The sequence below is a fragment of the Hyphomonas sp. GM-8P genome (assembly GCF_003263315.1).
Classification (GTDB): Bacteria; Pseudomonadota; Alphaproteobacteria; order Caulobacterales; family Hyphomonadaceae; genus Hyphomonas.
The window spans coordinates 123,961-143,601 of the sequence record NZ_AWFE01000127.1; the positions used below are offsets into that span (position 1 = coordinate 123,961).

Annotated in this window: 19 protein-coding genes and 1 tRNA gene; 16 read left to right on the forward strand and 4 right to left on the reverse strand. The window is 57.7% G+C overall.

Going from position 1 to position 19,641, the window contains the following annotated elements; genetic code table 11:
• Positions 1–2: 2 nt before the first annotated feature.
• Positions 3–476, forward strand: coding sequence for a type II toxin-antitoxin system RatA family toxin (locus HY26_RS17785; protein WP_034763986.1), 474 nt, complete (start codon positions 3–5; stop codon positions 474–476).
• Here HY26_RS17785 and HY26_RS17790 read toward each other — a convergent pair.
• The 3 genes from HY26_RS17790 to HY26_RS17800 form a co-directional block, all read right to left on the reverse strand.
• A complete protein-coding gene (locus HY26_RS17790) occupies positions 473–964 on the reverse strand; it encodes a CinA family protein (RefSeq protein ID WP_034763983.1) in 492 nt (163 codons plus the stop codon). The two genes, HY26_RS17785 and HY26_RS17790, sit on opposite strands and share 4 nt — an antisense overlap.
• 21 nt (positions 965–985) lie before the next feature.
• Entirely contained in the window at positions 986–1,771 is a 786-nt protein-coding gene (locus HY26_RS17795; protein ID WP_034763980.1) for an enoyl-CoA hydratase/isomerase family protein, read from the reverse strand.
• Positions 1,772–1,834: 63 nt separating this feature from the next.
• Positions 1,835–2,965, reverse strand: a complete 1,131-nt coding sequence (locus HY26_RS17800) for a bifunctional 2-C-methyl-D-erythritol 4-phosphate cytidylyltransferase/2-C-methyl-D-erythritol 2,4-cyclodiphosphate synthase (protein WP_112074250.1) — start codon at positions 2,963–2,965, stop codon at positions 1,835–1,837.
• 34 nt (positions 2,966–2,999) lie between these two features.
• Here HY26_RS17800 and HY26_RS17805 point away from each other — a divergent pair, with 34 nt between their 5' ends.
• The 9 genes from HY26_RS17805 to hflX all read left to right on the forward strand — a co-directional run bounded on the left by HY26_RS17805 (position 3,000) and on the right by hflX (position 14,761).
• Positions 3,000–4,073, forward strand: coding sequence for a tRNA-dihydrouridine synthase (locus HY26_RS17805; RefSeq protein WP_233351681.1), 1,074 nt, complete (start codon positions 3,000–3,002; stop codon positions 4,071–4,073).
• A gap of 1 nt (position 4,074) precedes the next feature.
• Positions 4,075–5,145 (forward strand): nitrogen regulation protein NR(II), encoded by a 1,071-nt coding sequence (locus tag HY26_RS17810; protein WP_034763970.1) that lies wholly within the window; start codon positions 4,075–4,077, stop codon positions 5,143–5,145.
• The gene (locus HY26_RS17815) at positions 5,138–6,514 is read left to right on the forward strand and encodes a sigma-54 dependent transcriptional regulator (RefSeq protein WP_034763967.1); all 1,377 of its coding nucleotides are present in this window, start codon (positions 5,138–5,140) and stop codon (positions 6,512–6,514) included. The genes HY26_RS17810 and HY26_RS17815 overlap by 8 nt, the downstream gene beginning before the upstream one ends.
• Before the next feature lie 105 nt (positions 6,515–6,619).
• A complete protein-coding gene (locus tag HY26_RS17820) occupies positions 6,620–8,923 on the forward strand; it encodes an ATP-binding protein (protein WP_051599739.1) in 2,304 nt (767 codons plus the stop codon).
• Positions 8,914–10,299, forward strand: a complete 1,386-nt coding sequence (locus HY26_RS17825) for a sigma-54 dependent transcriptional regulator (RefSeq protein WP_034763964.1) — start codon at positions 8,914–8,916, stop codon at positions 10,297–10,299. Before HY26_RS17820 ends, HY26_RS17825 begins: the two co-directional genes overlap by 10 nt.
• 20 nt (positions 10,300–10,319) lie before the next feature.
• The gene (trkA, locus tag HY26_RS17830) at positions 10,320–11,693 is read left to right on the forward strand and encodes a Trk system potassium transporter TrkA (protein ID WP_034763961.1); all 1,374 of its coding nucleotides are present in this window, start codon (positions 10,320–10,322) and stop codon (positions 11,691–11,693) included.
• A gap of 4 nt (positions 11,694–11,697) precedes the next feature.
• Positions 11,698–13,104: a TrkH family potassium uptake protein gene (locus HY26_RS17835; RefSeq protein WP_065383328.1), complete on the forward strand. Its 1,407-nt coding sequence runs from the start codon at positions 11,698–11,700 to the stop codon at positions 13,102–13,104.
• 76 nt (positions 13,105–13,180) lie between these two features.
• Positions 13,181–13,429: an RNA chaperone Hfq gene (gene hfq, locus HY26_RS17840; RefSeq protein WP_112074252.1), complete on the forward strand. Its 249-nt coding sequence runs from the start codon at positions 13,181–13,183 to the stop codon at positions 13,427–13,429.
• Positions 13,430–13,435: 6 nt separating this feature from the next.
• A complete protein-coding gene (gene hflX / locus HY26_RS17845) occupies positions 13,436–14,761 on the forward strand; it encodes a GTPase HflX (protein ID WP_081812998.1) in 1,326 nt (441 codons plus the stop codon).
• Here hflX and mazG read toward each other — a convergent pair.
• Complete coding sequence (gene mazG, locus HY26_RS17850; protein WP_112074253.1) at positions 14,758–15,591, reverse strand: nucleoside triphosphate pyrophosphohydrolase; 834 nt, start codon at positions 15,589–15,591, stop codon at positions 14,758–14,760. The two genes, hflX and mazG, sit on opposite strands and share 4 nt — an antisense overlap.
• Before the next feature lie 167 nt (positions 15,592–15,758).
• Between mazG and HY26_RS17855 the strand changes: the two genes are divergently transcribed.
• The 6 genes from HY26_RS17855 to HY26_RS17880 form a co-directional block, all read left to right on the forward strand.
• Complete coding sequence (locus HY26_RS17855) at positions 15,759–16,631, forward strand: 2-dehydro-3-deoxygalactonokinase (RefSeq protein ID WP_065383330.1); 873 nt, start codon at positions 15,759–15,761, stop codon at positions 16,629–16,631.
• The gene (locus HY26_RS17860) at positions 16,631–17,512 is read left to right on the forward strand and encodes an SMP-30/gluconolactonase/LRE family protein (RefSeq protein WP_034764095.1); all 882 of its coding nucleotides are present in this window, start codon (positions 16,631–16,633) and stop codon (positions 17,510–17,512) included. Before HY26_RS17855 ends, HY26_RS17860 begins: the two co-directional genes overlap by 1 nt.
• Positions 17,513–17,648: 136 nt before the next feature.
• Positions 17,649–17,858: a preprotein translocase subunit SecE gene (gene secE / locus HY26_RS17865; protein WP_034763952.1), complete on the forward strand. Its 210-nt coding sequence runs from the start codon at positions 17,649–17,651 to the stop codon at positions 17,856–17,858.
• A gap of 40 nt (positions 17,859–17,898) precedes the next feature.
• A complete protein-coding gene (gene nusG / locus HY26_RS17870; protein WP_034763949.1) occupies positions 17,899–18,441 on the forward strand; it encodes a transcription termination/antitermination protein NusG in 543 nt (180 codons plus the stop codon).
• 83 nt (positions 18,442–18,524) lie between these two features.
• Positions 18,525–18,601, forward strand: a tRNA-His gene (locus HY26_RS17875).
• A 269-nt stretch (positions 18,602–18,870) separates the two neighbouring features.
• The coding region (locus HY26_RS17880) for an outer membrane protein (protein ID WP_233351682.1) at positions 18,871–19,641 on the forward strand (771 nt) is incomplete at its 3' end.

The following is a 19,641-nucleotide window of genomic DNA, read 5'->3' on the forward strand; positions in this document are numbered from 1 at the left end:
GCATGGCGCGGTTCTCCAAATCGGTCCGGCTGCCCTACACGCCTGAACAATGCTTTGACCTTGTCTCGGATATCAGCCGTTATCCGGACTTCATCAAATGGATTACGGCGATGCGCGTCTCGGAGGAGTCGGTATTGGGCGATAGGGCGTCGTCCTGCCTTGGTGAAGCAGTAATCGGCTTCAAGGGCTTCACGGAGCGGTTTTCGACCCGGGTCACGAAAGACCCGACAGCAGGCAGCGTGATTGCATCTCTAGTAAAAGGGCCGTTCCGCCGACTGCGGGCCGAGTGGAAGATCACCCCGCAGGACCGGGGGACGGATGTCCGTCTCGACATCGACTATGACTTCAAGAACCCGTTCATCGGCATGTTGGCCGCAGCCAATCATGACCTGGCAGTTACAAAGATTCTCGATGCCTTTCTGGACGAGGGGCGCCGGCGGTTTGCTGCGCCATCTTCACCGCTGACTGGCGCCTAGCTCATCTGGTGTTGGATCAGTTTCAGCGCGCATTCCACGGCGGCCATACGCACTTCTGTCCGGCCTATTTCGCCGACCTGAAGCATCTCATGCACCACCGCCCGGTTCTCGCGGGCGCAAGCCACATGAACTGTTCCGACCGGTTTCATGCGTGTGCCGCCTCCTGGGCCCGCGACCCCCGTAATCGCGACCGCAATGTTCGCGCGGCTGGCTTCCAGCGCACCCTCGGCCATCATCCGGGCAACCGGCTCTGATACGGCGCCGTAGTCCGCCAGCACATCGCCCGGCACGCCGAGCATCTCTTCCTTCGCGCGGTTCGAATAGGTGACGAAGCCACGGTCGAACACGGTCGACGAGCCTGGAATGTCGGTAAGCAACGCAGCGACGAGGCCGCCAGTGCAGCTTTCCGCCGTGCAGATCTTCAAACGGGCCTGTTCGGCGTCGTCTAGGATCAGCATGGCAAGATTACGGAGTCGATCTGGAAACATGTTGGTCACGTTATGCCTACATCACTTGCCGGTGAAGACAGGTTTGCGCTTTTGGATGAAGGCGGCTGCGCTTTCCTTGGCATCTGCGGTCTGCATCAGACGGCGGATCTCGGTAATCGCCATCTTGCCGACTTCGCGCCATGGCGGGTCAACGGTTTCTCGAAGGCCTTTCTTGATTGCCTGAACCGCCAGCGGTGGATTAGCGGCAATCTTGTGGGCGAGCGCGAGGGCGGTGGGCATCAGATCGTCGTGCGGCACGACCCGAGACGTGAGGCCGATCTCTTTGGCAGAGGCAGCATCGATGATGTCACCTGTGAAGAGGAGTTCGCAGGCTTGCTCCCGTCCCACGATTTGGACCAACCGGCCGAAACCCGGCGCGTCACAGGTCAGCCCGCGCGTGACGAAGATTTCGCCGAACCGGGCCTTTTCCGAAAAGACGCGAATATCTGCCATGATGGTGAGTTCCGCGCCCCAGCCTAGGGCGAAACCGTTTACAGCGGCGATGACAGGAATATCTGTGTGAAGCAGGGCATCTGCAGCCGGGGTGAGCCCACCGGTCTTTTTCGCGCGCTCCGCCATCTCGGGCGTGGTTGGGGCGCCTTTGGAAAGGATCTGCTTGACGTCATCACCGGAACAGAAGGCGCGGTCCCCGGCGCCCGTGATTACGATGGCGCGCGCATCCGCGCCACGAACGGCATCTTCCAGGGCCATGTAGGTTGGATAGTCGAGCGCATTCATCGCCTCCGGCCTGTCGAGCGTGAGAATTGTAACGTGGCCGTCATGTTCGACCTTCAATCCACCGGTCATGTGCATCCTCCTTTTTTGCAGAGGGGAGCACGCGCGGGGCGATTTGCAAGAGGGGACGCGGCGTCAGGCCTTGGGCGAGAGCACTGCCACAGCTTCTGCCGCGATGCCTTCCTTGCGGCCGGTAAAGCCAAGCCCCTCGGTCGTGGTCGCCTTGATGCTGATGTTTTCCAGAGGCAGGCCGAGCAGTTCGGCTGTGCGAACCCGCATGGCTTCCCGGTGTGGCTTCACCTTCGGCGCTTCGCAGATCACGGTGATGTCGCAGCTGGCAAGTTTATAGCCGGCTTTCTCGGCCAGCACCTGTGCGTGTTTCAGAAACAGGCCGCTATCGGCGTCCTTCCATTGCGGGTCTGATGGCGGGAAGTGGTCGCCGATATCGCCCAGCGCGACAGCGCCAAGGATGGCGTCGGTCAGCGCATGCCAGGCTGCATCCGCATCCGAGTGCCCCTTCAGTTTAGCCGAGTGGGGGATCTTCACGCCGCAGAGGGTTACATGGTCGCCCGGCTCGAAAGCGTGCACGTCAAAGCCTTTGCCGACGCGTGGAACGGATTGGATAGGAGAGAGCATTCTGGCCACCAGGTCGAAATCCTCTGGGTATGTAATCTTGTGAAGCCGTGCGTCGCCAGGCACCAGCGTGACACGGGCGCCCGCTGCCTCAACGGCTTCGAGATCATCAACGAACGATCCGGCCGCCTGAAGCGCGTCGCGAATGGTTGCGAGTCGGAAGGCCTGCGGCGTTTGTACCCTATAAAGGCCATCGCGCGGTACGGTCGAGAAATGGCCCGAAGTCTGGGACTTCAATGCATCTGAGACAGGCAGTGCGGGTGCCGCAGCGTCATGCTCTGTGAGCGCCGAAACAAGCTTGCTGATCATTGAGAGACTCAGACCCGGCCGGGCTGCATCATGAATAAGGACAGCTTCGCCATCTGCCGCCGTGATCACCGCAATTCCAGCGCGAACAGAGGCGGTTCGGGTGTCTCCGCCACATACGACTTTAGTCTTAGACGGAAAGCTGGTCGCGACAGTCAGGTCGTCTACGACAACAACCAGTTCCAACAGGTCCGGATGAGACAAAAACGTATCGACCGACCAGTCGATCACACGCTTTCCGAGCAGCATTTCCCATTGCTTCGGGCGCTCAAGGCCCGTGCGGGCTCCTTTGCCCCCGGCGACGATGATTGCAGAGAATCCGGTCATGAGCGCCTTCTAAGGCACCTGTTGTATCTATGCCATGCTGTTTCAGCTTCTGCAGCTTCGAGTTGCTGCTTATGTTTTGTGCACTTGCGAAGTCTCAAAAAGGTGCAAGAATGAAAAAATGGTTAGTTTCGAGGCACCCAAGGTCTGGTTGGCGCCGATGTCAGGCGCAACTGACGCCCCTATGCGGCGGCAAGCCGTATATTTTGGTGCGCCAGCGGTGGTTTCCGAGATGGTTGCCGGGGAAATGCTGGCAACGCAACGTCCAGATGTTGTGCGTCGTACGTGCCGTCATGAAGGGGGTGGGTACTGGATTGTCCAATTGGCAGCCCGTCGACCTGAAGACATGCACCGCGGGGCGGAGTTACTCGCCGAGAGCGGCGTTGATGTTATCGATATCAATATGGGCTGCCCTTCTCGTCAGGTGACCGGCGGTCAGTCTGGTTCGGCTCTGATGCGTGACGTGCCATTGGCCAGCGAAATCATGGATGCCGCCATCGAAGGGGCTAACGGTCGGCCTGTAACCCTGAAAATGCGTTTGGGCTGGGATGATGCCATGCTGAACGCACCGGAATTGGGTTCAATTGCGGAATCCAAGGGTATCCGGATGCTGACAGTGCACGGCCGAACGCGGTGCCAATTCTATAAAGGCGAAGCCGATTGGGCTGCTGTGCGGGATACTGTGGATGCGGTCAGGCTCCCTGTCATCGTCAACGGAGACATCGGTTCAGTCGCTGACGCGACAAAGGCGTTGGAGCTTTCTGGGGCGCATGGAGTCATGGTGGGGCGCGCCGCAATGGGTGAGCCCTGGCGGATTGGTGAGATTGCCGCCGCGCTGAGCCGGTCCGACTGGAATGCGCCAACGCGCGCCGAAAAGCTTTCGTCCCTGTGTGAGCAGATTGAGGATTCAGTCTCGCTCTATGGTCCGAAATTGGGGGTGTTGACGGTTCGCAAGCATATCTCTGCGGCCATTGATGCTCTCGACCTGCGCATCGCTCCGGCTGACCGCCGCAGCCTGCGTTCCAAACTCTGTCAAATTTCCGATTGGCAGGACCTCATCGCCGCTCTGCGGCAAGTATATTTGCAACCCGACCTCGTGGAGGCCGTCTGACATGCCGGTGGACACATTGCTGGACGCACGTTCCCTAGCAGATCTTTCCCCTATTGCCTTGCTCGTCATCGATGATCGGCGACGAATTGTGGATGGAAATCCCGAAGCGGAAACGCTGTTCCAGCTTTCCCGCAGAGCCCTTACGGGGAAACCCCTCAGTGAGCTGATCTATCATGACTCCCTGATCTGGGAGTTGCTGGACCGGGCTCAGCGCCAGGTGGGTGACATTGCCTCTCCAGGCACGCCCGTGACCGGACCCACGATTACGTCCCGTTTGGTCTGTGATGTCTGGGTGCGGACAACCGGTGACGAAGGTTTCGTCATTGCGCTTGTTGAAACAGCTGTCCGCGAGGGGAATGAGTCTTCGGCAGGTGTTGCCGGTTTCGGTAGAATTCTGGGCCATGAAGTGAAAAACCCGCTCGGCGGCATCATCGGTGCTGCGCAATTGCTGGAACGGCAGGGTGTTGAGGGCCAGGCAGAACTTCTGGAAATTATCCGCGATGAAGCGCGCCGGATCGAACGTCTGGTCAATCGCTTGTCGGCTTTCGAATTGTTTTCTGCACCACGCATGAAGGAATTCAATATCCACGCGCTTCTGGATCGTGTTGTCGCGTCCGAGCGTGTCGCCATTGGCGAAAAGGTCGACATCAAGCGCGATTTCGATCCTTCGTTGCCGGAGCTTCTGGGAGACGAGGATCACCTGCAGCAGGCTTTCCAGAATATCATCCGCAATGCCGCCGAAGCAGCGCAGGAAGGCAGGGGAGGCGGACAAGTTACGATCCGTACGGCCTACGCGACAGGGCTGGCTTTCAAGCGCTCGCGGTTCGGTGTGGGTCTCCAGCGCGCCATGCTCGTGACGATCGAGGACAATGGCCGCGGTATTCCACGTGAGAAGCTGTCGCGTATTTTCGATGTTTTCCAGAGCTCAAAGTCGGGTGCACGCGGGCTGGGACTATCCATCGTCAAAGAAGTCATCACGGCCCATGGCGGCCAGATCCGGGTGGACAGTGAGCCGGGCACGACCCGTTTCACTGTTCTTCTGCCAATTCGTACAGGAGGCCTTAATGGCTGATAAAACCGTTCTTCTTGCAGAGGACGATGCCAGCATCAGGCTGATCGTGAACCAGACGCTTGTGGCAGCTGGTTATGAGGTCCGTGCAACCAGTTCGCCGGAGGCGCTTGAGCGCTGGGTGCGGAATGGTGAGGGTGATGTAGTGGTCACCGACGTGTATCTTGGGGACGCGTCGATCTTCGATCTGCTGCCGTCAATGCGCCTATCGCGTCCTGAACTGCCCTTTATTGTCATGAGTGGTCAGAACACCATTCTGACCGCGGCGAACGCAGCGCAGCAAGGGGCGTTTGATTACCTCCCAAAGCCATTTGATATTGATGCGCTGACCAGCCTGGTTCAACGCGCGCTGAAAGCGCCGCCGAAGACTTCGGCACGTTCGATTAATCCGGAGTCGCAGAAGGCCATCAGTGATGCTGGTTTGCCACTGATCGGGCGCTCCGACGCGATGCAGGAAGTCTACCGCATCATCGCAAAGGTGATGAATACGGACCTGACCGTCCTGATTGAAGGGGAGAGCGGCACGGGCAAGGAACTTGCGGCGCGCGCAATCCACCAACTCGGATCGGCGAAAGATGGGAAGTTCGTTGCGCTGGACCTGGCGGCGCTGCCGGCGGCGGAAATCAATCGTCAGTTGTTCGGGGCGAATGGCGAACCCGGCGCCGTCCATCAGAAGGGCGGCACACTTTACCTCGATGAGATTGGCGATTTGCCAGCCGAAGCTCAGACCCAGCTCGTGAAATTCCTACGGGACGCAAATGGTGCGCGCCTGATCGCGTCCACCCGGCGCAATCTCGGTCGAATGGTAGAGGAGGGCACGTTCCGCGAAGATCTCTATTACCGCTTGAACGTTGTGCGTCTGGCCATGCCGCCATTGCGGCTGCGGAAGGAAGACATTCCGGAGCTTGCCAGGGCGTTCCTCATCCGAGCCCAGCGTCAGGGCCTGTCGGCCAAGAATTTCGACAAATCAGCCATCGATCTCATCATGGCCTATGACTGGCCGGGGAATGTGCGCGAGCTTGAGAATCTCGTGCTGCGTCTCGCCGTGCTGAGCCCGGATGATACAATAACACTTAGAGATGTGGAGCGTGAACTACGGGCGGGCGCCAGCGAACAGAAGGGCGCTAGCGGTGGCTTCGAGAAAGATATCGAGACCCTGTTGCACCGTCACATTATGGGTGACCTGATTTCCAGCCGGGAAGACGAGGAAAGCACTGTTTACTCACGGGTTATTGACCAGGTTGAGCGGCCGCTCATCCGTTTGGCCCTCTCCGTGACGGCGGGTAATAAGGTAAAAGCGGCGCAGCTTCTTGGTATGAATCGTAACACTCTGCGGGCGAAGATTAACGCACTCGGCATTGCAGAAGAGTGATTGACGATTGCCAGAACTGTGGCTCTAGTGCATCACTGTTGCCGTATAGGCACGATTGTGTGATCTTGGAGCAACGGGCCGGGGGGCCTGTATAGAGCCGGTAGATTGTCGAACCCACTAAGCCAGCATGCACCCAAAGCGAGTTGGGCCCTTTTCGAAGGGCTCTTCATCATTGCGGCGCTGGTTGCTGTGTTTGCGACCTTCATCACGATTGCGGGTGTAAACCCGGATAATCCGACAGCTGGATCGACGCCGTGGCTGCTCGCGCTGAACCTGGTCCTGATCTTTGCGCTGGCAGTGATCGTCATCCGAGAATTTCTGGCAATTCGGAGCCGATCGCGCGAGGCAGGAGAAGGGCGGCTGGCTCAGCGTTTCGTTATGCTGTTCGGCTTCTCCGCCCTTGTGCCTTCAATGGTTGTTGGCATCTTTTTGGGCGCAGTCGTTACTCGTGGTCTCGACAATTGGTTCGGCGATACCGCCGAAGCCGTCATGGAAAAGAACAAGCAGATTTTCCAGGACTATGTCGACAATTTCGAAACCTCATTCGATGTGGACGTGCGGCTGGCTGCTCTGGATGTGGAAAACTTCGCCCGGGACGTCAAAGCGCAAATGGCGGCTGAGAACGGTGGGCAGGCGATTGAGGGGGATGATTTCGCGGCGAACGCATCGGCAGCACTGTCGGAAGGCCTCAGGCAGACGCTGGCGTATCGTGAATTCGTGACGATCTCGATTGTTAGCGCAGATGGCCAGGAAATTATCGCCGAGGAGAATGCGGGTACACCGGTGCGTTTGCGTCCGCCACCCGATGCCTTTGAAGAAGCCCGCAAGGGCGAAGTGGTAACAACGCTCTACGAACCGCAAGGTATTGGCACCGCTCTGATCAGGATTTCGGAACCAGTAGATGGGTACGTCTATGCTGCGAAACCTTTCGACCGAAACCTGTTCACGATGTTGGGCGATGCCAAGGAGCAACTGGCGCAATACAAGAACGCCAAGCAGCGTAGCGGCCGTCTTCAAACCATCTTCGCAATCGGGTACGCGCAAATCACCGCGCTGATCCTGTTGCTGGCAGGCCGGCTCGGGCTTGAGGCCGCCGGTCGAGTGACAGGTCCTATCGGACGCCTGGCGACAGCAGCGCATACGGTACGTGACGGCGATCTTACCGTCCGAGTCCCGGTGAGTGGCCCGAAAGACGAAGTCTACACGCTCAGCCAGTCATTCAATGCGATGACAGAGCAATTGTCAGAACAGCGAAACGCTCTTATTCGCGCCCGCGAGGATGAGGAAGATCGCCGCCGTTTCGTGGAAACACTTTTGGCCGAAGTCAGCGCCGGCGTGATCCGTATGGATGCGGACATGACCGTAACGCTCGCGAACCGGTCTGCAGGTGATCTCCTTGGAATTGAGGAAGTTCAGTCTGGCGAAGCACTGGAGATCGTTGCGCCTGAATTCGAACGATATGTGCGTGACACACTTGAACGGAATTCGCCGGTCGACGCCTCTATTGAGATTAGCCGGAACGGATCGACCCGTCACATCCGTTTGAAGACAGCGCCAGATCCGGCAGGCGGATGCGTGCTGACGTTCGATGATACAACCCGCCTGATCAACGCTCAGCGCCAGATGGCGTGGCGCGACGTTGCCCGGCGTATCGCGCATGAAATTCGTAATCCGCTGACACCGATCATGCTATCGACGGAGCGTTTGCGCCGACGCTATGCAAGCAAGATAGACGACCATGACGGTGTATTTGAAAAATGCATCGATACGATCCTACGCCAAGTGGGTGATATCGGCCGAATGGTTGAGGAGTTTTCCAGCTTTGCCCGAATGCCGAAGCCGAGCGTTGCGCCATTCGATATGAAAGATCTGCTGCAAGAGGCAAGCTTTTCAAGAAGCGTGGTCAATCCGGACATAGATTTTGAATTTGAAAGCTCTGCGGCTGAAGCAACCTATTCAGGGGATGAGCGGTTGATTGGCCAGGCCATCGGCAATCTCCTGAAAAATGCTGCTGAAGCAATTGAAGGCATGCCGGAAGAAATGGACGTACAGGGCCAGATACGAATTGCGCTGAGCGGAGACGATCGCGGATTGGAAATCACCATTGAAGATAATGGTCCAGGGTTTCCGGAAGACGTGCGCGAACGTCTTCTCGAACCCTATGTAACGACTCGGGAAAAGGGCACTGGCTTGGGGCTCGCGATTGTGAACCGAATTATTGCGGATCATGGTGGCTCGATTTCGTTGCAGAACCGCTTGGACGGCCTGCGCGGCGCCAGAGTGCGTATCTGGCTGCCGCCGCATGACTTGGCCACTGAACAAATACAACCAGCCAATGGAGATGCGGCTGGCGTCAATCCACACTCTCCACAGATTGTCCGCGTAGAGGAGCCAACACGATGGCGTTAGATATTCTGGTTGTTGATGATGAACCCGACATCCGTGAGCTGATTGCCGGAGTTCTGGGAGACGAAGGTTATTCTGTTCGCACTGCCGCAACGGCAGAGGCGGCGCTTGAGGAGGTTCGTACACGGACCCCCCGCCTCGTTGTGCTGGACGTCTGGTTGCAGGGAAGTGGAATGGATGGGCTTTCCCTCCTGAAATACCTGAAATCCATCGACCCGCTTTTGCCGGTGATTGTCATCAGTGGGCATGGAAATATCGAGACGGCTGTCGCCGCCATCCGGCGGGGCGCTTATGACTTCATTGAGAAGCCTTTCAAAACAGACCGTTTGCTGCACCTCATCGACCGGGCCATTGAGTCGGCGGCGCTCAAGTATGAGAATGCCGCTCTCCGGAACCGCGCTGGGGATGATGAGCGCTGGATTGGGCACAGTCATGCGGCTGCAAATCTTCGCACCTCAATTGAGAAAGTCGCCCCGACAAATTCCCGCGTCATGATTACGGGACCTGCAGGTGTGGGCAAGGAGCTGGCGGCAAGGCTCATTCATCGCCATTCGCTTCGCGCGAACGGACCTTTCATCGTGGTCAACGCGGCCACAATCGCACCGGACCAGATGGAGATTGCTCTCTTTGGGGAAGAGGATGCGCAGGGGCGGACTACCCGTATTGGGCTCTTCGAGAAGGCACACCTCGGAACCCTGTTGCTCGACGAGGTTGCTGACATGCCGCCGGGTACGCAAAGCAAGATCCTACGGGTCTTGACTGAGCAGCGCTTCCAGCGAGTTGGAGGGCGGTCGGATGTTAACGTGGATGTGCGCGTCATGTCCGCGACCACAAAGGACCTGAAAAAGGAAATTGAAGAAGCGCGCTTCCGTGAAGACCTCTACTACCGCCTGAATGTCGTGCCGCTGCGGGTGCCGTCGCTGGCCGAACGCCGCGACGACATTGCTGACCTCGTGAATTATTTCATCGAGCGTATTGCTGATTCATCCGGCCTCACTCCGCGGACATTCTCGCAGGAAGCGATGGCAGTGCTGCAATCAATGGATTGGCCAGGGAACATTCGGCAGCTGCGCAACGTGGTGGAACGGATTCTGATTCTGTCACCATCCGATTCAAGCCGGCCAGTAAGTGTTGATGAATTGCCACGTGATGCGGGCACTAATGTTCAGACGGCGAAAGCAGGATCCGCTGATCTTGTTGGTCTTTCGTTACGCGACGCGCGGGAGCAGTTCGAGCGTGAATACCTGGCACTGCAGATCACGCGATTTAACGGAAACATTTCACGGACTGCTGAATTCATTGGAATGGAGCGTTCTGCACTCCATAGAAAATTAAAGGCTTTGGGCGTAGCGTCCGGGGCGAGTCGGCAAGAAAGCTGATGTCGGCGGAAGGCTGAGGAATGCGCGTTCTTATCTGCGGGGCTGGCCGTGTCGGACATGGCATCGCGCGGCGTCTTGCGCGCGAAAAGCACGATATCACCATCATTGATGAAGATCCGGAGCTGGTAGACCAGGTTTCGACGGACCTCGACGTGCGCGGCTATACCGGACATGCGGCGCATCCGGATGTGTTGAAGCGAGCTGGTGCAGCAGATTGCGAAATGATCATCGCGGTCACGCACTTCGACGAGATCAACATGGTGATCTGCCAGATTGCCCACACGCTGTTCTCGGTGCCGTTCAAGATTGCTCGCGTGCGGGACCAGTCGTACATCGATCCGGCCTGGAAGAATATCTTCTCCCGTGAAGGCCTGCCGATCGACATGGTGATCTCGCCTGAAGTCGAGGTTGGTGAGGCGATTCTGCAGCGTCTACGGACGCCGGGGGCCATCATGTCAGCCACGTTCGGCCGTGGGAAAGTTCGTCTGTTGGGCCTGGAAATCACTGACAACAACCCCTTGTTGGATACGGCAGTCGATCAGATCCGTGGGCTGTTCCCGGACCTGTCCGCTCGTATAATTGGCATCGGGTCTGGAGATACCGTTCGTGCACCGAAAGGCAGCGATGTTCTGAAGCCAGGTGACCGCGCCTATATCGCTGTCCTGGATTCTCACGCTGAGCGCCTGACCTCGATCTTTAACCGGAATGTCGAGCGCTCAGATCACATCGTGATTGTCGGTGGCGGGAATGTCGGCCTGTATGTCGCCCAGACGCTGGAGCGTGAAAGCAATAAGCGTATCCGCCTAATCGAAAATGATCCGGAGCGTGCGAACATCGCTGTTGCCGGCGTAAAGCGGTCGATCGTTATCCAGGGTGACGGGCTCAATCCAGATATCCTGACTGAGGCTGGAGCTTCAAAAGCGGATTTCGTCGTTGCAATCACCAATGATGACAAAACGAACCTGTTGATTTCCAATCTTGCGAAACGCGCCGGGGCCAAACGGACGTTGGCCCTGGTCAATGCGACGGAACTGGCTGGCCTTGCGCGAGACATGCGCGTGGATGCCGTACTGGATCCTCGTGCCCTGACTGTCTCGCAGATTCTCCTGCGCATGAGGCGTGGCCGCATTCTCGGCCTGCAATCGCTGGAAGACGGGCAAGCGGAAGTGGCGGAGGGGGTGACGCTTGAGTCGTCATCACTGATTGGAAAGCCGACGGGATATGACGACCTGCCGGATGGTGTGACCGCGGCTGCCATTGTACGCGGAGATAATGTCATTATCGCCGGCCCAGAAACTGTGGTGCGAACGGAAGACCGCCTGATCGTGTTCTATGAGGATGAGATGGTCCGGAAAGTGGAGAAATTCTTCCGCGTTAGTCCGGACTTCTTCTAGGCAGATGAATTACGCATCTGTCGTCCGCATCCTGGCCTTCGTGATGCTGATCCTCGCCGGCTCCAGCGTGCCGGCAATCCTGACCGCGCTGGCTTACGGAGAGAATGAGCAGGTTTTTGCATTTCTCGCCATGGTGCTGGGCATCAGCGTCATCAGTACCAGTATCCTTTTCCTGACGCCCCAGCCCAGCCAGAAATCCCGGCCATCGGATGCGCTTGGTCTGGCGCTTCTGTGGTGGTTCCTGGCACCTGTCGCCGCCTGCCTGCCATTCGTGGTTGGGGTTCAGAACGCATCATTGCTCCAGGCAATCCATGAGGCCACAGCCTGCCTGACAACGACAGGTCAGTCTGTCATCGCCGTAGAAGGCAATCGCTGGCCCGCAAGCCTGATCGTTTGGCGCGGAACATTACACCTGCTTGGCGGGGCAGCTTCCATCATCATGGCGGCAAGCGTGCTTGCGGCGTTGAATCTCGGCGGACCCGGCATTCACCGCAGCGTGCTGTTTGTGATGCCGGAAACAAGTTTCTTTGATGCGGTGCCGAAAGTCGCGCGATCGGTGGTCCTCATCATGGTGGTATCGATTACGGTCACGGTTCTGGCGCTGGAGTTGGCGGGCGTATCCGCCGGGCGCGCCTTGTCTGACGCGGTGAGCGTCTGGACGACCGGATTGGTCGATCCCGCGCCGTACGGTCGGGCGAATGCCGGACCGGTAGCTGACGTTATTCTGGCAATTGGCCTGATGGGCGGAGCGCTCGGCCTGGCGGTCGCGCTTCCGCTTAGGGAACGCCGCGTGTTGCAGGCGGTTACAGACCCGGAAACTCGAGTATTTGCTTTGCTCGTGTGCATATTTACGGTGATGGCAATTGCTTCAGGTCTACGCTTCCTGGAGTCGCTGGGTTGGTCGATTTCGGCGCTTGCCACGTCAGGCCTGCCATTGGGCAGCGCGGATACCTGGGACAAAGTTCCACTGCCGGTTTTCGTGCTACCAGCGCTGATCGGCGGCTCGGCGCTTTCTGCCGCAGGTGGAGTCAAGATCGCCCGATTGATTGTGCTTTCACGCCGGGCAGGCGTGGAATTCCGGCAATTGGGATATCGACGCTCTGTACTGGGCTTCCAGTTTCGTGACCGGGAAATGGATGAGCGAAGCGTGATCGGCGTCTGGGTCTACCTGATTGCTTATATTCTGTCTGTGTTTCTGGTGATGGTAGGATTCACGTTCACAGGTTTGCCGTTGGAGTCCTCGATCCGCCTCGCGATTGGCTGCCTGACCAATTCTGGAGGTCTTGTCGTTGGACACGTCGCTCAGCTGGACCAGGCCGCCTCAATTTTAGCCATTTTCTCAATGCTGCTGGGCAGATTGGAGATTCTGGCGATCATTCCTGCGATTTCTGTCAGTTTCTGGCGGGGGTAGATGGGGTTGGCCCTTGCGAAAGCCCCTCAATCCAGTTAGCCCGCGATCATAACAAGAACAACAGGACTAACCTGCTATGTCGGCTGATAAGAAACAGAACCTCCAGGAGGCCTTCCTCAATGCCGTCCGCAAATCGCGTACGCCACTGACAGTCTTCCTTGTGAATGGTGTGAAGCTGCAGGGCGTGGTCACTTGGTTTGACAACTTCTGTGTGTTGCTGCGGGGCGATGGTCGTCCGCCGCAGCTTGTCTACAAGCATGCCATCTCCACGATTGCACCGAGCGCACCGGTACAACTCTTCGACGAAGAGATGGAGAAGGAATAAAGCCTGTTGGGCGACAAGCTGATTGATCGGCTCCCCGCACCGGAAATTGCCGGCGCGATCATTCCCTGGTTCACTCCAGCAAACAGGCCGTCTGCAGACCGGCTGGAAGAGACTGCTGGTCTGATTGAGGCTTTGGGCTGCGAACTGGCTTTCCTTCGCCCCGAACATGTACGACAGGTCAATTCTGCTCAACTCCTGTCGGGAGGCATTCTCAACCGCCTTGCAGATGACCTCGAAGCCAATCACTGCACGCTTGCGGTGGTTGATGGCGCTCTGACACCTGTTCAGCAAAGAAACCTCGAGAAAAAGCTTGGCGTGAAGGTTATCGACCGCACCGGACTCATTCTCGAGATCTTCGGTCTCAGAGCGCGAACGAAGGAAGGCCGGCTGCAGGTCGAATTGGCCCGTCTGTTGTACGAACGCTCCCGGCTTGTGAGGACATGGACACACCTTGAAAGGCAACGTGGCGGCGGTGGCTTCCTTTCAGGGCCGGGGGAAAGCCAGCTGGAAGCTGACCGGCGGATGCTGGATGACAAGATCGTTCGTCTCAAAGCCGAACTGGACGATGTGCGCCGAACACGCGCGGTCCAGCGCGCAGGCAGACAAAGAAGCGGTAAGCCGGTTGTTGCGCTGGTGGGCTACACCAATGCTGGCAAGTCGACATTGTTCAATCGCCTGACCGGAGCCGACGTATTTGCGAAAGACATGCCTTTCGCAACGCTCGACCCGACGATCCGGCGCCTCGATCTGCCAACGCTCGGGGAAGCGGCATTGATTGATACGGTGGGCTTTATCACGGATCTCCCCACACACCTTATCGACAGCTTTCAGGCGACCCTGGAAGAAGCCATGCAGGCAGACCTCCTGGTGCATGTGAGGGATCGATCCAGTCCGTCGGACACGGAGCAGGCTGAAGACGTTCTGCGCGTGTTGGACCGCCTTGAGCGGGAAACCGGGCTGCCATTGCCGCCGATGATCGAAGCCTGGAACAAGGCGGATCTATTGCCGCCGGAACGTGCAGAAGCGTTGTCTTTATCCGCCGAGACCCAGGAAGAACATCCCGCTGTCTTGGTCTCGGCCGTGACCGGTCAGGGAATGGATGATCTGCAGGCAGCGATTGAGAGAGGGCTGCTCCGCAGCGCCAAGAAAGTGCGGGTCTTGTTAAGGCCCGAGGATGGACGTGCCCGCGCTTGGCTGCACCGGAACGGAGAAGTGCTCGCTGACGAAGTTCAGGATAATGCCGATTCATGGATGACCGTCCGGCTGAAGACAGACCGGTTCGGGCAATTTCGGTCCGAGTTTCCCATGATCGAAATAGAAGCTGCGGACTAAGTCTTCCCCTCCGTTTTTTTGATCGCCTGCCATAGGTTTTCCTGCGCATTGAGATCTAGCTGGCTGAAGTCATCACCTCGATCGGCGGCCAAGGCTTCCATGGCGCGGAAACGGCGTTCAAATTTTGAATTGGCTTGCCGAAGGGCAGCTTCCGGATCGATTTTCAGGCGGCGGGCAAGGTTTGCCGCAACAAACAACAAGTCTCCGATCTCATCCATGACCGCGTCTGCATTACCGGATGCAATGGCTTCTTTGACCTCTTCCGTTTCCTCTTCGAGCTTGTCGAAGATCTGGTCCGCTTCGGTCCAATCAAATCCCGTGCGGGCCGCGCGTTTCTGAAGCTTTTCGGCGCGGAGGAGCGCAGGCAGGGAAAGGGCGACTCCGTCCAGAGCGCTGGCGTTTCCTCGCTCCTTGGCTTTGGCAGCGCGCTCTTCAGCCTTCACGACTTCCCATGCCACGATCTGATCGTCGGAGGAACGCTCGTCGGACGCCACAAAGACATGCGGATGGCGCCGAACCATCTTTTCGTTGATGGCCGCCGCAACGTCTGCGGCTTCAAACGCGCCTTCCTCTTCAGCCATTTGACTGTGGAAGGCGACCTGGAACAGGAGATCACCCAATTCTTCCCGAAGTTCAGTCATGTCACCTCGCTCAATGGCATCCGCAACTTCATAAGCTTCTTCGATGGTATAGGGGGCGATAGTCTTGAACGTTTGTTCGAGATCCCATGGACAGCCGCCTTCAGGACTACGCAAGCGGGCCATGATCTCAAGCAGGCGAACGAATTCGTCAGCTGCGCGTTGGTGGCGTGACAGGGTAGATGGATCCATGAAGCCGTTCCTGTTGATTTTGCGGGGCTGGTTCTGACCATGATGCGCCGCGATCGCGGCGTTGACGACATTACCGGAATGGATTGACTTTCCCGGCGGTGCAAGAGACGTGAAGGCATGCGACCTGTGTTCTGCAGATCTTCAAAGCCAATAACGGGGCGCCATACATGAAAGATCGTACTATTCTCATCGGCATCGACTGGGGCGCCTCGACTTTTCGTGCCTGGGCGTTTGACGAAGAAGGGGACGTCATAGGTGGAATTTCCGTGCCGGACGGTATTCTCACCCATTCCGGCGATGCGATGGGGCGCCTCAAGTTCCACATCAATGAATGGCTCAGCGAATGGCCGGAAGTGCCCATCATCGCTTGCGGTGGAATCGGTGGAACCCAAGGCATCCACAATACAGGTCACCGACCTGTTCCGATGATGCTTGCAGACCTGCCGAGCCACCTCGTGCAGTCGAACGGCATACATATTGTTCCGGGGCTGAAACAGGCCTCACCGCCCGATGTGATGCGAGGGGAGGAAACACAACTGTTCGCGCTTGAAGACCCGATTGGCGCCGTGTGTATTCCGGGAACTCATACAAAACATGTTACGGTGGAACATGGACGGATCCTCGGATTCACAACGGAAATGACGGGTGAGTTACGAGCGTTGTTGCTGGCTAATGGCGGCTTGAAAACGCCTGAGGGCGTTGAGCAGGAATTCAGTGAGGCCATATTCCGGGAATGGGTGGAATATTCATTGGATACGGATGATGCGGCATCACCCTTCGCTGTGCGCGCAGCGCGCATGACAGGCGTCCTGGATCCAAAGTATCATGAGACGGCGCTCACAGGACTGTTGATCGGAGCAGACATTGCGGCGCACTACGATCCGGGAGATGAGCTCACGCTCGTTGCTGATGGAGCGATCATGGAATCCTATCGTCTGGCGCTGGACACGTTGGGCGCCGAATTTGACGAATGCTCTGCGGAAGAAGCGACACAGGACGGTCTGTTTGAATTGGCGGAAGAGGCAGGGCTGATCGGATGATGCTGGCGCCGGAATGCGTCGCCCCGACGGGGTGTGTGCTGGGTGAGGGCCCGGTGTGGAGTGAGACCGAGGGGTTTCTCTGGTGGGTCGATATCAAGCGCGCCAAACTGCATCGTTACAATCCCCGGACCGGCAATACTCGCCGATACGACCTGCCTTTGCGCGCGAGTGCGTTCGCGTTGTACGAAGGCAATTTTCTGATGGTTGGGGACCAGGAAATAGGGGTCTACGATCCGGCTACGGAGGTATATGACCGGATTCTCAAAATTGAGGGTGAGCCGGAAGGGAACCGCACTAATGACGGCGGTGTCGCTCCAGATGGGTCATTCTGGTTCGGAACCATGGATGATGCCGAGAAAGAGGCACGCGGTAGCTATTTCAGATATGGCGCCGACCAGACGCTCACCCAGTTACGCCTGCCATCTGTCATGGTCACCAACACGATGCAGTTTTCGCCTGATGGGCGTACCTTCTACACGTGCGACAGCACCGAACAGGAAATCCTGGCATACGATTTCGATCCTGAAACCGGCTCCTTGAGTGGACGTCGGGTGTTTGCATCGACATATGAATTTGACGGCTATCCGGACGGGTCGGCGGTTGACTCGGAAGGCTGCCTTTGGGTTTGCCTGTGGGGCGCATCGCGGGTTGTTCGATACACACCTGGTGGAGAAGTCGACCAGGTCATCATTCTTGCAGCGCCGCGTCCGACCAGCGTCGCGTTTGGAGGACCGGATTTCAGGACTATGTTCATTACAACAGCCAGAGCAGGAATGACTTTTCCTCAGCTGGATGCCCGGCCATTGTCCGGCAGTTTATTTGCGGTTCAGGTCGATGTGGCTGGCCGGCCGGCCAGGGAGTTTGGTCGTCTGTCACTTTGATATTGCAGTTTCGGAAGACAGCCTTGCAGGAGCCTATCAGGCACCTCACATGCCTTCACATTGAAATTGGTGTAGTTTAGGCGTGGACGTAGCGGCTCAAAACCGCTAACTCCCCGCTTTTCAAGAGAGTGTCGGAATGGCCGATAAGGTTAAGAAGAAACGGGTCGGGCCCTTTACGTTCCTGCGCCAGGTGCGCGCGGAAGGGAACAAGGTGACCTGGACTTCGCGTCAGGAGACGGTTCAGGCAACGATTTTCGTTGTCGTGATGTCAGTCCTCATTGCGCTCTTCCTGTTTGCCGCTGATTTCTTGATCAACCTGTTTGTTAAAGCGATTACTGGCCTCTAAGGGCTGGTGACCGACGTATTTCAAGGAGTGCGCTGGCCCCATGGCTGAAGCGAAATGGTACATCGTCCATGCCTATTCCAACTTCGAAAAGAAGGTGGCGGCAACGATTCTGGAACAAGCCCAGCGCAAGGGGCTGTCTGATCTGATCGAGGACATTCAGGTTCCGACTGAAGAAGTGGTAGAGGTCGCGCGCGGCAAGAAAAAGACCGTCGAGCGCCGGCACTTCCCCGGTTATGTGCTCCTCAAGACTGTCATGACTGACGATGTGTACCACCTCGTGAAGGATACGCCGAAAGTGTCGGGCTTCCTCGGTGCCGAAGGTGGAAAGAAGCCGCTCCCTGTCCGCCAGCGTGAAGTGGATCGCATCCTTGGCACTGCGACTGATTCGGATGCCGATCGTCCGCGTCCCAAAATCTCGTTCGAGGTTGGTGAGCAGGTTCAGGTCAACGACGGTCCTTTCCAGGGGTTCGAAGGCGCTGTCGAAGAGATCGACGAAGCCAATGGCCGCCTCAAGGTAACCGTTTCGATTTTTGGACGTGGGACACCTGTGGATCTGGAATTCGAACAGGTCACCAAAGTCTGACGGAATAATAGGGGATTTCGGCTCCAACCTCTGCCGGTCACGCTTGAATCCTCACTTTATGGGTTGTATCTGCCAACCCCAGTGCCGCCTTAGCTCAGTCGGTTAGAGCGCTAGATTGTGGATCTAGAGGTCCCCCGTTCGAACCGGGGAGGCGGTACCATCTCTCCCACAAATATCACGTGCAAACCTCATTTATCCCGTGCGCCATGGAACGAATTTCTGTCCCGCGCGTAATTTGACGCACTTGATACAATCTGTTGCAAAAGGGACGCGGTGGGTGGAAAAACCCTGCCGTTTCGGGGCCTTCACTCCTAAAGGGGCTCGCAGCGAGAGTAAATTGAGTTTAATCAGGAATCATCGGGCAGTCTGCCCGTATGAACCTGCGGCCGAGGACAATCCCGTCATTCGGCACATAAAAGGGGATTGAGTATGAAGAAAACTCTTATGTGCGCGACAGCCGCGGCCGCGTTCGCGACGGCTGGTCTCGCCGCCCACGCGGACGACGGCTGGTATGGCCGCGCTGATGTCCAATATGGATTCTCTGGTGAGCTGGACCACGATCCGGTGACCCAAGATGTGCCTGGCTCGCTCCAGGGCAGCTCGGATTCCGACGAGATGCTCGGCGGCCAGCTGGGGCTCGGCTACAATTTTGACAATGGCTTCCGCCTTGAAGGTGCGCTGGGCTACCGTGGCGGTGAACTCAACGTTCCGTCCGATTTCGGCATGGGTGTGACAGGCGTTGCGTCAGATCCGCATGGTAACCTGCAAATCGCCGATTTCATGCTGAACGGCTTCTACGATTTCAATCGTGCCGGTAAAGTTCAGCCGTATATCGGTCTTGGTGTCGGCGGTGCACGTCTGAATGCCAAAGCCAGCAACCTCAATGTCGGCACCGCTGGCAACTGGGCTGCGGTTAACGGCTTCAACGAAACCGATACGACGCTTGCCTACCAAGGTCTGCTCGGTCTTGGTTACAAAGTTTCCGACCGCCTGACCCTGGATCTCGGCTACAAGTACTTTGTTGCTGACGATCTGGAATTCGCTGGCAATCCTTCGGATGGTACGGATTACGACGGCACCTACACGGATCACGTAGCGACTGTGGGGCTCCGCTGGGCGTTCGGCGCAGCTCCGCCTCCGCCGCCTCCGCCGCCGCCACCTCCGCCGCCTCCGCCTCCGCCGCCACCTCCGCCGCCTCCG

Coding starts and splice junctions, on each gene's coding strand:
- HY26_RS17815 (WP_034763967.1), top strand. CDS start 5,138: ATGGCTGATAAAACCGTTCTTCTTGCAGAGGACGATGCCAGCATCAGG.
- mazG (WP_112074253.1), bottom strand. CDS start 15,591: ATGGATCCATCTACCCTGTCACGCCACCAACGCGCAGCTGACGAATTC.
- HY26_RS17795 (WP_034763980.1), bottom strand. CDS start 1,771: ATGACCGGTGGATTGAAGGTCGAACATGACGGCCACGTTACAATTCTC.
- HY26_RS17835 (WP_065383328.1), top strand. CDS start 11,698: ATGAATTACGCATCTGTCGTCCGCATCCTGGCCTTCGTGATGCTGATC.
- trkA (WP_034763961.1), top strand. CDS start 10,320: ATGCGCGTTCTTATCTGCGGGGCTGGCCGTGTCGGACATGGCATCGCG.
- nusG (WP_034763949.1), top strand. CDS start 17,899: ATGGCTGAAGCGAAATGGTACATCGTCCATGCCTATTCCAACTTCGAA.
- HY26_RS17855 (WP_065383330.1), top strand. CDS start 15,759: ATGAAAGATCGTACTATTCTCATCGGCATCGACTGGGGCGCCTCGACT.
- HY26_RS17860 (WP_034764095.1), top strand. CDS start 16,631: ATGCTGGCGCCGGAATGCGTCGCCCCGACGGGGTGTGTGCTGGGTGAG.
- HY26_RS17790 (WP_034763983.1), bottom strand. CDS start 964: ATGTTTCCAGATCGACTCCGTAATCTTGCCATGCTGATCCTAGACGAC.
- HY26_RS17810 (WP_034763970.1), top strand. CDS start 4,075: ATGCCGGTGGACACATTGCTGGACGCACGTTCCCTAGCAGATCTTTCC.
- HY26_RS17800 (WP_112074250.1), bottom strand. CDS start 2,965: ATGACCGGATTCTCTGCAATCATCGTCGCCGGGGGCAAAGGAGCCCGC.
- HY26_RS17785 (WP_034763986.1), top strand. CDS start 3: ATGGCGCGGTTCTCCAAATCGGTCCGGCTGCCCTACACGCCTGAACAA.
- hfq (WP_112074252.1), top strand. CDS start 13,181: ATGTCGGCTGATAAGAAACAGAACCTCCAGGAGGCCTTCCTCAATGCC.
- HY26_RS17825 (WP_034763964.1), top strand. CDS start 8,914: ATGGCGTTAGATATTCTGGTTGTTGATGATGAACCCGACATCCGTGAG.
- secE (WP_034763952.1), top strand. CDS start 17,649: ATGGCCGATAAGGTTAAGAAGAAACGGGTCGGGCCCTTTACGTTCCTG.
- HY26_RS17805 (WP_233351681.1), top strand. CDS start 3,000: ATGCTGTTTCAGCTTCTGCAGCTTCGAGTTGCTGCTTATGTTTTGTGC.